The organism is Mesorhizobium sp. M2C.T.Ca.TU.002.02.1.1 (genome assembly GCF_003997225.1).
The window spans coordinates 1-11,445 of the sequence record NZ_RZTO01000101.1; the positions used below are offsets into that span (position 1 = coordinate 1).

At 62.4% G+C, this 11,445-nt stretch carries 17 protein-coding genes and 1 other RNA gene; 10 read left to right on the top strand and 8 right to left on the bottom strand.

Annotated features, from left to right (window positions below):
- Window positions 1-375: 375 nt before the first annotated feature.
- Complete coding sequence (gene rpmE / locus EOD07_RS08080) at window positions 376-597, top strand: 50S ribosomal protein L31 (RefSeq protein ID WP_040974396.1); 222 nt, start codon at window positions 376-378, stop codon at window positions 595-597.
- 178 nt (window positions 598-775) lie between these two features.
- On the opposite strand, the gene EOD07_RS08085 is transcribed toward rpmE, so the two are convergent.
- Entirely contained in the window at window positions 776-1,417 is a 642-nt protein-coding gene (locus EOD07_RS08085; protein ID WP_127234888.1) for a TetR/AcrR family transcriptional regulator, read from the bottom strand.
- A gap of 118 nt (window positions 1,418-1,535) precedes the next feature.
- Between EOD07_RS08085 and EOD07_RS08090 the strand changes: the two genes are divergently transcribed.
- Complete coding sequence (locus tag EOD07_RS08090) at window positions 1,536-2,012, top strand: DUF1772 domain-containing protein (protein WP_127234891.1); 477 nt, start codon at window positions 1,536-1,538, stop codon at window positions 2,010-2,012.
- Window positions 2,013-2,090: 78 nt separating this feature from the next.
- The gene (locus EOD07_RS08095) at window positions 2,091-2,534 is read left to right on the top strand and encodes a GNAT family N-acetyltransferase (RefSeq protein WP_245469954.1); all 444 of its coding nucleotides are present in this window, start codon (window positions 2,091-2,093) and stop codon (window positions 2,532-2,534) included.
- Here EOD07_RS08095 and EOD07_RS08100 read toward each other — a convergent pair whose 3' ends face one another.
- The 3 genes from EOD07_RS08100 to EOD07_RS08110 form a co-directional block, all read right to left on the bottom strand.
- Window positions 2,535-2,846, bottom strand: coding sequence for a SelT/SelW/SelH family protein (locus tag EOD07_RS08100; RefSeq protein ID WP_281059042.1), 312 nt, complete (start codon window positions 2,844-2,846; stop codon window positions 2,535-2,537).
- 39 nt (window positions 2,847-2,885) lie between these two features.
- A complete protein-coding gene (locus EOD07_RS08105; protein WP_073984984.1) occupies window positions 2,886-3,635 on the bottom strand; it encodes a YebC/PmpR family DNA-binding transcriptional regulator in 750 nt (249 codons plus the stop codon).
- Between the two features lie 202 nt (window positions 3,636-3,837).
- The gene (locus EOD07_RS08110) at window positions 3,838-4,161 is read right to left on the bottom strand and encodes a helix-turn-helix domain-containing protein (RefSeq protein ID WP_127234897.1); all 324 of its coding nucleotides are present in this window, start codon (window positions 4,159-4,161) and stop codon (window positions 3,838-3,840) included.
- Between the two features lie 51 nt (window positions 4,162-4,212).
- Between EOD07_RS08110 and EOD07_RS08115 the strand changes: the two genes are divergently transcribed.
- The 3 genes from EOD07_RS08115 to EOD07_RS08125 are packed head-to-tail and all read left to right on the top strand — an operon-like array spanning window position 4,213 to window position 5,615.
- Complete coding sequence (locus tag EOD07_RS08115) at window positions 4,213-4,695, top strand: SRPBCC domain-containing protein (RefSeq protein WP_127234898.1); 483 nt, start codon at window positions 4,213-4,215, stop codon at window positions 4,693-4,695.
- 45 nt (window positions 4,696-4,740) lie between these two features.
- Complete coding sequence (locus EOD07_RS08120) at window positions 4,741-5,133, top strand: VOC family protein (RefSeq protein ID WP_127234900.1); 393 nt, start codon at window positions 4,741-4,743, stop codon at window positions 5,131-5,133.
- A 17-nt stretch (window positions 5,134-5,150) separates the two neighbouring features.
- Window positions 5,151-5,615, top strand: coding sequence for an SRPBCC family protein (locus tag EOD07_RS08125; RefSeq protein WP_127234903.1), 465 nt, complete (start codon window positions 5,151-5,153; stop codon window positions 5,613-5,615).
- 16 nt (window positions 5,616-5,631) lie between these two features.
- On the opposite strand, the gene EOD07_RS08130 is transcribed toward EOD07_RS08125, so the two are convergent.
- The 4 genes from EOD07_RS08130 to ssrS form a co-directional block, all read right to left on the bottom strand.
- Complete coding sequence (locus tag EOD07_RS08130) at window positions 5,632-6,399, bottom strand: TerC family protein (RefSeq protein WP_127234906.1); 768 nt, start codon at window positions 6,397-6,399, stop codon at window positions 5,632-5,634.
- A gap of 70 nt (window positions 6,400-6,469) precedes the next feature.
- Complete coding sequence (locus EOD07_RS08135) at window positions 6,470-7,294, bottom strand: YmdB family metallophosphoesterase (protein WP_127234908.1); 825 nt, start codon at window positions 7,292-7,294, stop codon at window positions 6,470-6,472.
- A gap of 78 nt (window positions 7,295-7,372) precedes the next feature.
- Window positions 7,373-7,960 (bottom strand): 5-formyltetrahydrofolate cyclo-ligase, encoded by a 588-nt coding sequence (locus EOD07_RS08140; RefSeq protein ID WP_127234911.1) that lies wholly within the window; start codon window positions 7,958-7,960, stop codon window positions 7,373-7,375.
- A 139-nt stretch (window positions 7,961-8,099) separates the two neighbouring features.
- Window positions 8,100-8,255: non-coding RNA, 6S RNA (gene ssrS, locus EOD07_RS08145), on the bottom strand.
- Window positions 8,256-8,418: 163 nt separating this feature from the next.
- Between ssrS and EOD07_RS08150 the strand changes: the two genes are divergently transcribed.
- The 4 genes from EOD07_RS08150 to msrB form a co-directional block, all read left to right on the top strand.
- A complete protein-coding gene (locus EOD07_RS08150; RefSeq protein ID WP_127234914.1) occupies window positions 8,419-9,258 on the top strand; it encodes a MoxR family ATPase in 840 nt (279 codons plus the stop codon).
- 73 nt (window positions 9,259-9,331) lie between these two features.
- Window positions 9,332-9,778: a GNAT family N-acetyltransferase gene (locus EOD07_RS08155; RefSeq protein WP_127234917.1), complete on the top strand. Its 447-nt coding sequence runs from the start codon at window positions 9,332-9,334 to the stop codon at window positions 9,776-9,778.
- Window positions 9,779-9,784: 6 nt separating this feature from the next.
- Entirely contained in the window at window positions 9,785-10,975 is a 1,191-nt protein-coding gene (locus EOD07_RS08160) for a VWA domain-containing protein (RefSeq protein ID WP_127234920.1), read from the top strand.
- A 93-nt stretch (window positions 10,976-11,068) separates the two neighbouring features.
- Window positions 11,069-11,445: peptide-methionine (R)-S-oxide reductase MsrB (gene msrB, locus EOD07_RS08165; protein ID WP_127234923.1), on the top strand; the 377-nt coding region annotated here is incomplete at its 3' end.

Below are 11,445 nucleotides of genomic sequence, written 5' to 3' on the forward strand. Positions count from 1 at the left end.
ATCATGCGCCGCACGGCCATCGGCAGGGCAAGCGTCGTCACCGCCGCCACGATCAGCGAGATGATGGCGCCTATCGCCAGCTTCCGGTAGCGGGTGATATAGGGAAAAAGGCTGCGGAGCGGCCGGACCGAGCGTCTGCGCTCGCCTGCACTGGCACCGATTTCCGCCATGAGCATTTCCTCTGGCCGCTTGCCGGGACCGCGTTTCAATATGCGCCCGCCGCGGCCTTGTGATTCAATTCCGGCTGATGTATAGGCTCGCCGACCGTTTTAGAAGCCGTGGCTTTTCATTAGCTGCGGCTTCGAGTTTTAAAAAGGGGCGCATCGACGCAGGCCTTTGGCCCGTCACCAGCGCCGGCAGCCAGGAAACACGACAATGAAGGCCGATATCCATCCCGACTACCACACCATCAAGGTCGTCATGACCGACGGCACCGAGTACCTGACCCGTTCGACCTGGGGCAAGGAAGGCGACACGATGAACCTCGACATCGACCCGACCACGCACCCGGCCTGGACCGGCGGCCAGCAGACCCTGCTCGACCGCGGCGGCCGCCTGTCGAAGTTCAAGAAGCGTTTCGAAGGTTTCGGCCTCTAGGCTGGATATATCGACAGGTTTGAAAAACCCGCCTTCGAGGCGGGTTTTTTGTTGGTAGGTGCCCCCTACCTCCCCCTTGTGGGGAGGTCGGACCGAAAGGTCCGGGTGGGGGTTCGGGCGCTGCCCCCTCCCCGCTGCTGCGCAGCGACCCTCCCCACAAGGGGGAGGGTAGGAGTTCCTACTCATCCACCAACTCCCTCAGCGCCATGCGCTTGTAAGCCGCGACCAGCCTGTCGCCCTCGTCGCGGTCGACCGAGATCGCCAGTCGCACGGCGGCTTCACCCATCTGCCACACCAGAAATGCCGTCGTCTCCAGCTCGACCGGATCGGCATCGGGCCTGAGCCGTTTCAGCACCGCGACAAGAAACTCGGCGTTGGCGCGGCTGTCGGCCAGTTCCAGTTCGCGCAGCGCCTTGTCCGCCTGCGTGCCCGACCAGATGTCGCGCATCACCGGCTCGGCCAGGAACAGCCGGTAGTAGATGTCGACCAGTTCCGAGAACGCCTGTCTAAGGCCATCCCTGTCGCCGACATCCTTCAGCGCCGCGGAAATGCACGCCTGGCTTTCGGCCGTGTAGCGCTCGGCCAGCGCCCAGACGATCGCCCGCTTGTCCGGAAAGAACTGGTAGAGCGAGCCGATCGAAACCCCTGCCCTTTCCGCGACCTCGCCCATGCGCATGGCATCGCTGCCCTGCTCGGCAATCAAGGCCGAAGCGGCCGCGAGCATGCGCTCGACCCGCTCGCGGCTGCGCTGCTGGCTCGGCGACCGGCGCGGCGAAGCGATAGCGGCCTGATCGGCCTTCGCGGCGACTTTCTCGTCCATGGCTCTCTCCAGGCGATTTTTCCCACAACTGGCTTGACTCACAAAATACGAGGGTTTATCACGTTTTGCAAATGTGAGGATTTATCATGTTTTAATCCTGGCCCCTGGAGCAACTGAGATGATGAAACTTCTTCCCACCCTCACCTTCATTGCCGCGATCGGCTCGGGCGTCGTCGGCGGCGTGTTCTTCGCCTTTTCCAACTTCGTCATGGCGGCGCTTGCCCGGTTGCCCGTCCCAAGCGGCATCGCGGCAATGAATTCGATCAACGTCACGGTGATCACGCCGACCTTCATGACCGCGCTGTTCGGCACCGGCCTGATCTGCCTGGTGTTGATTGCCGCCGTTTTCTTCGGCTGGAGCCAGTCGGGCTCATACTGGCTGCTTGCCGGTGCCGTGATCTATTTCGTCGGCAATCCGATCGTGACCATGGTCTTCAACGTACCGCTCAACGACGCGCTGGCCGCCGTCGATCCGCAGAGCGCCGACGGCGCCGCCGTATGGGCGAACCATCTGAGCCAATGGGTGATGTGGAACCATGTCCGCACCGTCACCGCCATCGTGGCGATGGCCTGCTTCATCATGGCATTGCTGTGAAGTAACCTCCAGCGATCGTGGAGGCCCGGCCGCCTCCATGATCGATTGCATCCACGACACTTGCTGGAGGACGACGAAGTGGCTGATTTCGAAATAGAGGCGGTATCGCATCTGACGCCGTCATTGGCGCAGTCCATAATTGCATTGATACCCCAGCTGTCGTCGTCCGCTGCCCAGCCCGGTCACGAGACTCTGGAAAGCATCGTCAAATCGCCGGCAACAACCCTTTTTATCGCTAAGGACGGCCAAGCTCTTCTGGGGATGCTGACACTCGCCGTTTTCCGAGCGCCGACAGGGACGCGCGCGATTGTCGAAGACGTGGTTGTCGATGGCCGGCACAGGGGACGGGGAATCGCATCCGGTTTGATCCGCGAAGCGCTCGCCCGGGCAAAGACGGCCGGCGCCAGAACGGTCGACCTTACCTCGCGACCATCCAGAGAGGCGGCAAACAGGCTATATTTGAAGCTGGGATTCGAACAATGGCAGACCAATGTTTACCGTTTTGCTTTCGAAGACATCTGACTATGCAGGATCTTTTGATTTGTGTCCCTTGCGGTCGGCGTGCCCCAGATCCCGCTCCGGATCGATGACGTCGCGGACCAGCTGCTTCAACTTCGCCGCGTCCGGAAAACCGCCGTCACGCTTGCGCTCCCAGATGAGCTGATCGTTGCAGGAAATGGTGAAGATGCCGCCGGTGCCCGGCACCAGCGTCACCTCGCCGAGATCGGTACCGAAGGTCGAGAGCAGTTCCTGCGCCATCCAGCCGGCTCTGAGCAGCCACTGGCATTGCGTGCAGTAGGTGATGCGGATGACGGGCAGCGGCTTCTCGCTCATACAGGATTGAGCTTCGCTCATATCGGATGGCGTGGCCGGTCAGGCCGCGCTGAGCTTGGCCATGGTCTCGTCGTCGACCTCGAAATTGGCGTAGACGCTCTGCACGTCGTCATCGTCCTCGAGCGTGGCGACCAGCTTCATCAGCGACTGCGCCCGCTCTTCGTCGACCGGGACGTTGTTCTGCGGCTGCCAGATCGGCTTGACCGATTCCGCTTCGCCGAGCGCCGCTTCCAGCGACTTCGAGACTTCGCCGAGATTTTCAAAGCCGCAATAGATGGTGTGGCCTTCCTCGTCGGACTCCACATCGTCGGCGCCAGCCTCGATCGCAGCTTCCATCACCTTGTCGGCGCTGCCGGCCGAGGCCGGGTAATAGATCTCGCCGACACGGTTCCACATGAAGGACACCGAGCCGGTTTCGCCGAGCGCCCCGCCGGCCTTGGTGAAGGCGGCGCGCACATTGGAGGCGGAGCGGTTGCGGTTGTCGGTCAGCGCCTCGACGATCAGCGCCACGCCGCCCGGGCCGTAGCCCTCGTAGCGCACCGCCTCGTAGTTCTCGCCGTCGCCCGCCGACGCCTTGTTGATGGCGCGCTGGATATTGTCCTTCGGCATCGACACGGCCTTGGCGTTCTGCACTGCAAGGCGCAGCCTCGGATTCATCGCCGGGTCCGGCGTCCCGGTCTTGGCGGCGACGGTGATTTCGCGCGCCAGCTTGGAAAACATTTTCGACCGCACCGCGTCCTGACGGCCCTTGCGGTGCATGATGTTCTTAAACTGCGAATGGCCAGCCATGGCACCCCTGTCGTGTTCGGCTAGAGCATTTCGAAGCGAGGTGTCGTCACCGCGTCTTCGGCAAATGCTCGAATTCAATCTTTTAGAACGTTCCGGGCATGCCTGCGAAGGCACGCGGCGCTCTTTGTCGGAATGGCCGGCTTATAGATAAATCGGCTCAATTCGTCCAGCCGCCCCGTCAGTCCGGCGCCGAAGAGGCCGCTCAACCCTCCAGATCGGACTTCAGCCGATCGAGAATGCTGATCGCGTGGCCGGCATACTGGCTGATCCAGCGATCGTGGATCTGCTTGATCGGCAAGGCGTTGAGATGGTTCCAGCGCTCGCGCCCCTCACGCCTCGCCACCACCAGGTCGGCCTCCTCCAGCACTTTCAGGTGCATCATCACCGTGCAGCGGTCCATGTCCGGGAAAGCCTCGCACAGCGCGCCGGTAGTCTGCGGCTGATCCTTCAGGCGATCCAGCAATTCGCGCCGGCGCGGATGCGCCAAGGCCTTGAAAACATGGTCGTCCGCAGTTTGACTTGACATGTTATATTTCTATAACATATCGTTTCGCGCAGCAAGGAAGGAGCTGTGGATATGTCCCTTGGTTTCAGGATTTCCGGACGCATCGGCAAACCGGTCGCCGAGGTCTTCGACGCGGTCGTCAACCCCACGAAGCTCAGCGGTTATTTCACCACCATCGGCGGCGCTTCGGCTCCGCTTGTCGCCGGCACCACGGTCACCTGGTGGAAATCCGTGCCGGTCGAGGTCGACGAAGTGACGAAGGACAAGCGCATCGTGCTGCGCTGGGACGCTACGGACGCCGAGGGCAAGCCGGCCTACAAGACCCGCATCGAGATGAATTTCGAGCCGTTGGACGACGGCGGCACCTTCGTCACCATCGCCGAGGAAGGCTGGCGCGAAGGCGAGGTCGGCCTGAAGAAGTCCTACCTCAACTGCGAAGGCTGGTCGCAGATGCTCGCCTGCATGAAGGCCTATCTCGAATACGGCATCAATCTGCGCGACGGCTACTATCGCAGCGAACTGCGTGGCGAGCCGGCCAACGAGACCAACATCTGAGTCCGGCATTCAAGTCCCGATAACCTAGTAGCAGGAGGTCGCCCGATGACGAAAGCAACGCCATTCCTGATGTTCGAGGGAAAGGCCGAGGAAGCCATGACCCTCTATTGCGAGACCATTCCCGATAGCCGTGTCCTCGACGTCACGCGCTACGGCGCGGGCGAGGACGGGACGGAAGGAACGCTCAAGCTGGCGCGCGCTTTGATCGGAGGCGTCGAGGTCAGGATCTACAACAGTCCGGTCCACCACGCCTTCACCTTCACGCCGTCCTTCTCCTTCTTTGTCGACTGCTCGTCCGAAGAGGAGCTGGAGCGTATCGTCTCCGTTCTTTCCAAGGACGGCGGCTTCCTGATGCCGACCGGCAATTACGGCTTCAGCCGTCGCTTCGCCTGGCTGAACGACCGCTTCGGCGTCTCCTGGCAGATCAACCTGCCCTGACAATCGAGGAGGATATTGTGGAATTGAAGCACGTCCCCACCGCCGAAACAGCCATGCTGATCCGCCAGCCGGTCGCCAAGGTCTTTGAGGCGATCGTCGATCCGGCGGTCACCACGAAATTCTGGTTCACGCATTCCAGCGGCCGGCTGGATGAAGGCAAGCCAGTCGAGTGGGAGTGGCGCATGTATGGCGTGTCGACCAGGGTCGAGGTCAGCGAGATCGTGCCCAACGAGAAGATCGTCATGCGCTGGAGCGATCCGCCGACCACCGTCGTCTGGACCTTCACCGAGATGCCGGGCAACGCGACCTTCTTGGAAGTCCGCAATTTCGGCTTCGCCGGCTCGGGCGACGAGCAGGTCCAGCAGGCGGTCGACTCGACTGGTGGCTTCTCGCTGGTCCTGGCCGGCGCCAAGGCCTGGCTGGAACAGGGTCTGACGCTCGGCCTGATCGGCGACCGTCACCCGAAAGGCGTTTCGGGATAGCGGCGCCCCGGCGGACCTAGTGCCCGCCGCCCGACCCCTGCTTCTTGCGGTTCCGTGCCAGCATGTTGAGGCCCTCGACCAGCGCCGAAAAACCCATGGCGGCGTAGATGTAGCCCTTGGGCACGTGATAGCCCATGCCATCGGCGATCAGCGTCATGCCTATCATCAACAGAAAGCCCAGCGCCAACATGACGATTGTGGGATTCCTGGCGATGAAATTGGCGAGCGGCGTCGCCGCCAGCATCATCACGCTCACCGCCACGATCACCGCGATATACATGATGGCGATCTCGTCGGTCATGCCGACGGCGGTGATGATGGAATCGATCGAGAAGACGAGGTCGAGCAAAAGGATCTGGAAGATGGCGCCGGCAAGACTCAACTGCAACGTGCCGCCGACCATCGTGTCCTGATGGTCTTGCGGATCGACCGTATGATGGATTTCCTTGGTCGCCTTCCAGACCAGGAACAGGCCGCCGGCGATCAGGATCAGGTCGCGCCAGGAAAAGCCGTGGCCGAAGGCGGTGAACACCGGCGCCGTCAGCTGCACGATGATCGAGATCGTGGCGAGCAGGATAAGGCGCATGACCAGCGCCGCCGAGATGCCCAACCGGCGGGCGCGGGCGCGCTGCGCTTCCGGCAGTTTGTTGGTCAGGATCGAGATGAAGATCAGATTGTCGATGCCGAGCACGATCTCGAGCACCACCAGGGTCAAAAGCGCGACCCACGCGGTCGGATCGGAAACAAAGTGAAAGTGCGGCGCCAGGAATTCGACAAGCTGCATGGAGGTCGTCCCCTCTACGATCTAGAGCAGTGTTGCCGCCAGTTAGGTACTTTGCACACTCATATCAATGTCACGACCAGAAGGACGGCGCCGTTTCTTCCAGCCGCGGCCCGCGACGAAACGGCGCGATTTTTTCGGCAAGCCCGGTGCGGTCGGAAATATCGACGCCGACGCCGCAGAGCGTCGCGGGTCCGGACGCCGCTTCGAAACGGCCCTTCGGCACCTTGGAAAGGAACCGGTTGAGCGGCTCCTCCTTGTCCATGCCGAGCGAGGAATCGTAATCGCCGCACATGCCGGCGTCCGAAATATAGGCGGTACCGCCATTGAGGATCTGATGGTCGGCGGTCGGCTGATGCGTGTGCGTGCCGACCACGAGGCTGGCGCGACCGTCGACGAAATGCGCGAAGCACATCTTCTCCGAGGTCGCCTCGGCGTGGAAATCGACGATGGCCGCATCGGCCTGCTCGCCGAGCGGACAGGCGGCAAGCTCGCGCTCGCCGGCCTGGAACGGATCGTCAAGCTCGGGGTGCATGAGGACCCGCCCCATGATGTTGGCGACCAGCACACGCGCGCCGTTACGGGCGATGTAGACGCCCGAGCCGCGCCCTGGCGTGCCCTTGGGAAAATTCGAAGGCCGCAGGAAGCGCTCCTCGCGCGGCGCGAAGATCAGCGCGTCGCGCTGATCCCAGACATGGTTGCCGGTGGTGACGACATCCGCGCCCGCCGCGAGCGTCTCGCGGAAGATCTCCTCGGTGATGCCGAAGCCGCCGGCGGCGTTCTCGCCATTGACGATGACGAAATCGAGCTTGAAGTCGGAAATCAGCCCCGGCAGCTGCTCCCAGACTGCCGTGCGTCCCGTTTTGCCAACCATGTCGCCGAGGAAGAGAAGTCTCATACGATCCTATGCCGAAAGTCCGCCAAGCAAAAGCTGCATGACTTTCCGCAAAAGATCATGCGTTTTTCAAACGCTTTTCTACAATTCCGGCATGAAGCGGCGCAACCCGCTCTCAGTCAGTATTTCCGGAATGACGACGTCATGGTTCTCTTCCGGCACACGCTCGACTTCCTGGCAGTCGAAGGCGATGCCGATCAGCCTGGGTGTGATGCCCTTTTCGGCCAGCCTGGCGATGGCGCGGTCGTAATAGCCGGCGCCATAGCCGATGCGGTGGCCGCGGGCGTCGAAGGCGGCGAGCGGCACCAGCATCAGCGTCGGGTCGAGCACCTCCGCCTCTTCATGCGGCCCGACCGTGCCGAAGCCCATCTCGACCATCGGCGCGCCGCGCACCAGCTCGCGGAAGACGATCGTGGTCTTGTCGAGGATCGCCGGCAGGCAGAGCCTTGCGCCCTTCTCGCGCAGCGCGAACATCAGCGGCCGCACATCGACCTCCGAGCGCATCGGCCAGAAGCCGGAGACGACCCGGCCGGGCTCGAAGTCGATTTTTTCCTTCGCGGTCTCGGCCATTTCGAGCGCGATCTCCACGCGCCAGAATTCGTCCAGCGCATCGCGTCGCGCCAGCGCTTCCTTGCGAAGCTGTTTCTTCAGGTCTTTGGAAGGTGACATGCGCCGACGCTAGAAAAGGTCAGATTTGGATGGAGTTTTAGGAGCGACGTTTTGGAGGAGCGGAGCGAACTTTTCGTTCGTGAGCACCGCACAAAGCGGCGCGACGACAAAATCCGCCAAATATGGCCTTTTCGATCAGTGGCGATCCACACAACCGGTGGAGAGGTCGATCCCGGGTGCCTACAAAGTAGGTGGGCGCCGTGTGAGAAAACCCACGGGTCTTCCCAGGGACAGCTCCCTAAGGATCGATAAGGCCCCGGGGATAAGTTTCTCCTGCCGGGAAGCGCAGACCGCCGGGAGCAAATATAGGCCGATGGTTGGCCGTGCGCCAGAGAAACGAGCGACCATTTGCGCGTAATTCGCCTTGCAGACCATCCCGACCAGAGGCTCTTCGGCAGCCGCCCTTGCGCGGCCCGTCCAGCCTCCTTACGGTCGCCGCAAAACGGCCAGGAGAAAAAATGCGTTTCGAAGGCACCGCGGCCTATGTCGCCGACAAGGATTTGATGGTTGCGGTCAACGCCGCGATCGCGCTGGAGCGGCCCTTGCTGGTCAAGGGCGAGCCCGGCACCGGCAAGACCGAGCTTGCCCGCCAGGTGGCGTCGGCGCTCGGGCTCGAGTTCATCGAATGGAACGTCAAGTCGACCACCAAGGCGCAGCAGGGCCTCTACGAATATGACGCCGTCTCGCGGCTGCGCGACAGCCAGCTCGGCGACGAGCGCTTCAACGACATCGCCAACTACATCAAGCGCGGCAAGCTATGGGACGCCTTCGCTGCCGGCAGAAAAGTCGTGCTGTTGATCGATGAGATCGACAAGGCCGACATCGAGTTCCCCAACGACCTCCTGCAGGAGCTCGATCGGATGGAGTTCTTCGTCTACGAGACCGGCGAGACGATCCGCGCGGAGTTCCGGCCCATCGTCATCATCACCTCGAACAATGAGAAGGAACTGCCGGACGCCTTCCTGCGCCGCTGCTTCTTCCACTATATCCGCTTCCCCGACATCGACACGCTGCACCGCATCGTCGAGGTGCATTATCCCGGCATCAAGCAGAATTTGGTGCGGGCGGCGCTCACCCAGTTCTACGAGATCCGCGAGGTGCCGGGCCTCAAGAAGAAGCCCTCGACCTCCGAGGCGCTGGACTGGATCCGCCTTTTGGTCGCCGACAACATCGCGCCCGAGGATCTGCGCGGCGATCCAAAGAACATGCTGCCGAAACTGCACGGCGCGTTGCTGAAGAACGAGCAGGACGTGCACCTGTTCGAGCGGCTCGCGTTCATGGCCAGACGGCAGCAATAGCGCTTTCCCGTCCGTGGACCGTTGCCGGCCAGTCGTCCTCAGCGCAGCTTCGGCCCAAATGTTGGAGAAGAAAATGTCCGAAATCACCATCCGCCCGCTCGCGCAGTCCGATCACGCCGACTGGCGCCGGCTGTGGACCGACTATCTGACCTTCTACGAGACGAAGCTTCCGGAAGAGGTCTATGCGATCACCTGGAAGCGGCTGTTCACGGACGGCGAGTTCGAGCCCAAGGGCTTCATCGCCACGCTCGACGGCAAGGCCGTCGGCCTCACCCACTATCTCTACCATCGCTCGGGCTGGTCCGAGAAAAACAACTGCTACCTGCAGGACCTGTTCGCGGACCCCGAAGTGCGCGGCAAGGGCGTGGGCGCCGCGCTGATCAAAGCGGTGCAGGACGAGGCCGGCAAGATCGGCGTCAAGAACGTCTATTGGATGACGCACGAAACCAACACCACCGCACGCCGGCTCTATGACCATGTGGCGCGCCGCACGGGCTTCATCGAATACGATCTGCTATAAGAACTGATGTTCATCCCCTTCTTCCTCGAACTGAAGGCCGCGCGGGTTCCCGTTTCGCTCAGGGAATATCTGTCGCTGCTGGAAGGGCTGGAAGCCGGGTTGGTCGATTATGACGTCGAGGCCTTCTATTACCTCGCGCGCTCGGCCCTGGTGAAGGACGAGCGCCATATCGACCGTTTCGATCAGGTCTTTGCGCATATCTTCAAGGGCGTCGAGGCGCTTGGCGGCCCCGACGCCGTCGATGTCGCCAACATCCCGGAAGAATGGCTGCGCCGTTTGGCCGAAAAGCATCTGACCGAGGAGGAAAAGAAGCTGGTCGAGGCGCTGGGCGGCTTCGACAGACTGATGGAGACGTTGAAGCAGCGGCTGGAGGAGCAGAAGGGCCGCCATCAGGGCGGCTCGAAATGGATCGGCACCGGCGGCACCTCGCCCTTCGGCGCCTATGGCTACAACCCCGAGGGCGTGCGCATCGGCCAGCATGAAAGCCGGCATCGCCGCGCGGTGAAGGTCTGGGACAAGCGCGAATTCCGGAACTTTGACGACACCGTCGAGCTCGGCACCCGCAATATCAAGGTGGCGCTGAAGCGGCTGCGCCGCTGGGTGCGCGAAGGCGCCGAGGAGGAGTTCGACCTGCCCGGCACCATCCACGCCACCGCCGAGCACGGCTATCTCGACGTGAAGACCAGGCCCGAGCGGCGCAACGCCGTGAAGCTGCTGATGTTCTTCGATGTCGGCGGCTCGATGGACGACCATATCCGCGGCGTCGAGGAATTGTTTTCCGCGGCGCGCGCCGAGTTCCGCCAGCTCGAATATTTCTACTTCCACAACTGCCTCTACGAGCGCGTCTGGAAGGACAATCGGCGGCGGCTCGCCGAGACGATCCCGACCTTCGACCTGATCCACAAATACGGACCGGACTACAAGGTGATTGTCGTCGGCGACGCCTCGATGAGCCCTTACGAGATTGCCCATCCCGGCGGCTCGGTCGAGCATTGGAATCCGGAGGCCGGGAGCGTATGGCTCACGCGCCTGTTGCAGCAATGGCCAAACGCGATTTGGCTCAACCCGGAAGCCGAGAAGAACTGGCGCTACACGCACTCGATCGCCATGATCGGCGAGATCTTCGGCGGCCGCATGTTCCCGCTGACGCTGGCCGGGTTGGAGGCTGCGACTAGGCAGCTGTCGAGGAAGCATTAGTTCGCTTCCGCTGGCGGCACCTGTAACAAACGCCTATGTTTCGGCGAATACCCGTTGCAAGCAACAACGAGCCGCCAAGGCCGAGGAGATTTCATGGACACCCACGCCTATCCCGTCACCCGTACCGATGCCGAGTGGCGCGCCCGGCTGACGCCGGAGCAATATGCCGTCATGCGCAACCACGGCACCGAGCGCCCCGGCAGCTGCGCCCTGCTCTACGAAAAGCGCGCCGGCACCTTTTATTGCGTCGGCTGTGACCAGCCGCTGTTCGAATCCAAGCTGAAGTTCGAGAGCGGCACCGGCTGGCCGAGCTTCAACGATCCCGTTGCGGGCTCGATCGAGACCACCGTCGACCGCAGCTACGGCATGGTCCGCACCGAATGCCACTGCGCGCGCTGCGGCAGCCATCTCGGCCATGTCTTCGAGGACGGCCCGCCGCCGACCGGACTGCGCTATTGCATCAATGGCGT

Bases quoted from the DNA above. Each gene is read 5' to 3' on its own strand.
- rpmE (WP_040974396.1), top strand. From the start codon at position 376: ATGAAGGCCGATATCCATCCCGACTACCACACCATCAAGGTCGTCATG.
- EOD07_RS08085 (WP_127234888.1), bottom strand. From the start codon at position 1,417: ATGGACGAGAAAGTCGCCGCGAAGGCCGATCAGGCCGCTATCGCTTCG.
- EOD07_RS08090 (WP_127234891.1), top strand. From the start codon at position 1,536: ATGATGAAACTTCTTCCCACCCTCACCTTCATTGCCGCGATCGGCTCG.
- EOD07_RS08100 (WP_281059042.1), bottom strand. From the start codon at position 2,846: ATGAGCGAGAAGCCGCTGCCCGTCATCCGCATCACCTACTGCACGCAA.
- EOD07_RS08105 (WP_073984984.1), bottom strand. From the start codon at position 3,635: ATGGCTGGCCATTCGCAGTTTAAGAACATCATGCACCGCAAGGGCCGT.
- EOD07_RS08110 (WP_127234897.1), bottom strand. From the start codon at position 4,161: ATGTCAAGTCAAACTGCGGACGACCATGTTTTCAAGGCCTTGGCGCAT.
- EOD07_RS08115 (WP_127234898.1), top strand. From the start codon at position 4,213: ATGTCCCTTGGTTTCAGGATTTCCGGACGCATCGGCAAACCGGTCGCC.
- EOD07_RS08120 (WP_127234900.1), top strand. From the start codon at position 4,741: ATGACGAAAGCAACGCCATTCCTGATGTTCGAGGGAAAGGCCGAGGAA.
- EOD07_RS08130 (WP_127234906.1), bottom strand. From the start codon at position 6,399: ATGCAGCTTGTCGAATTCCTGGCGCCGCACTTTCACTTTGTTTCCGAT.
- EOD07_RS08135 (WP_127234908.1), bottom strand. From the start codon at position 7,294: ATGAGACTTCTCTTCCTCGGCGACATGGTTGGCAAAACGGGACGCACG.
- EOD07_RS08140 (WP_127234911.1), bottom strand. From the start codon at position 7,960: ATGTCACCTTCCAAAGACCTGAAGAAACAGCTTCGCAAGGAAGCGCTG.
- EOD07_RS08150 (WP_127234914.1), top strand. From the start codon at position 8,419: ATGCGTTTCGAAGGCACCGCGGCCTATGTCGCCGACAAGGATTTGATG.
- EOD07_RS08155 (WP_127234917.1), top strand. From the start codon at position 9,332: ATGTCCGAAATCACCATCCGCCCGCTCGCGCAGTCCGATCACGCCGAC.
- EOD07_RS08160 (WP_127234920.1), top strand. From the start codon at position 9,785: ATGTTCATCCCCTTCTTCCTCGAACTGAAGGCCGCGCGGGTTCCCGTT.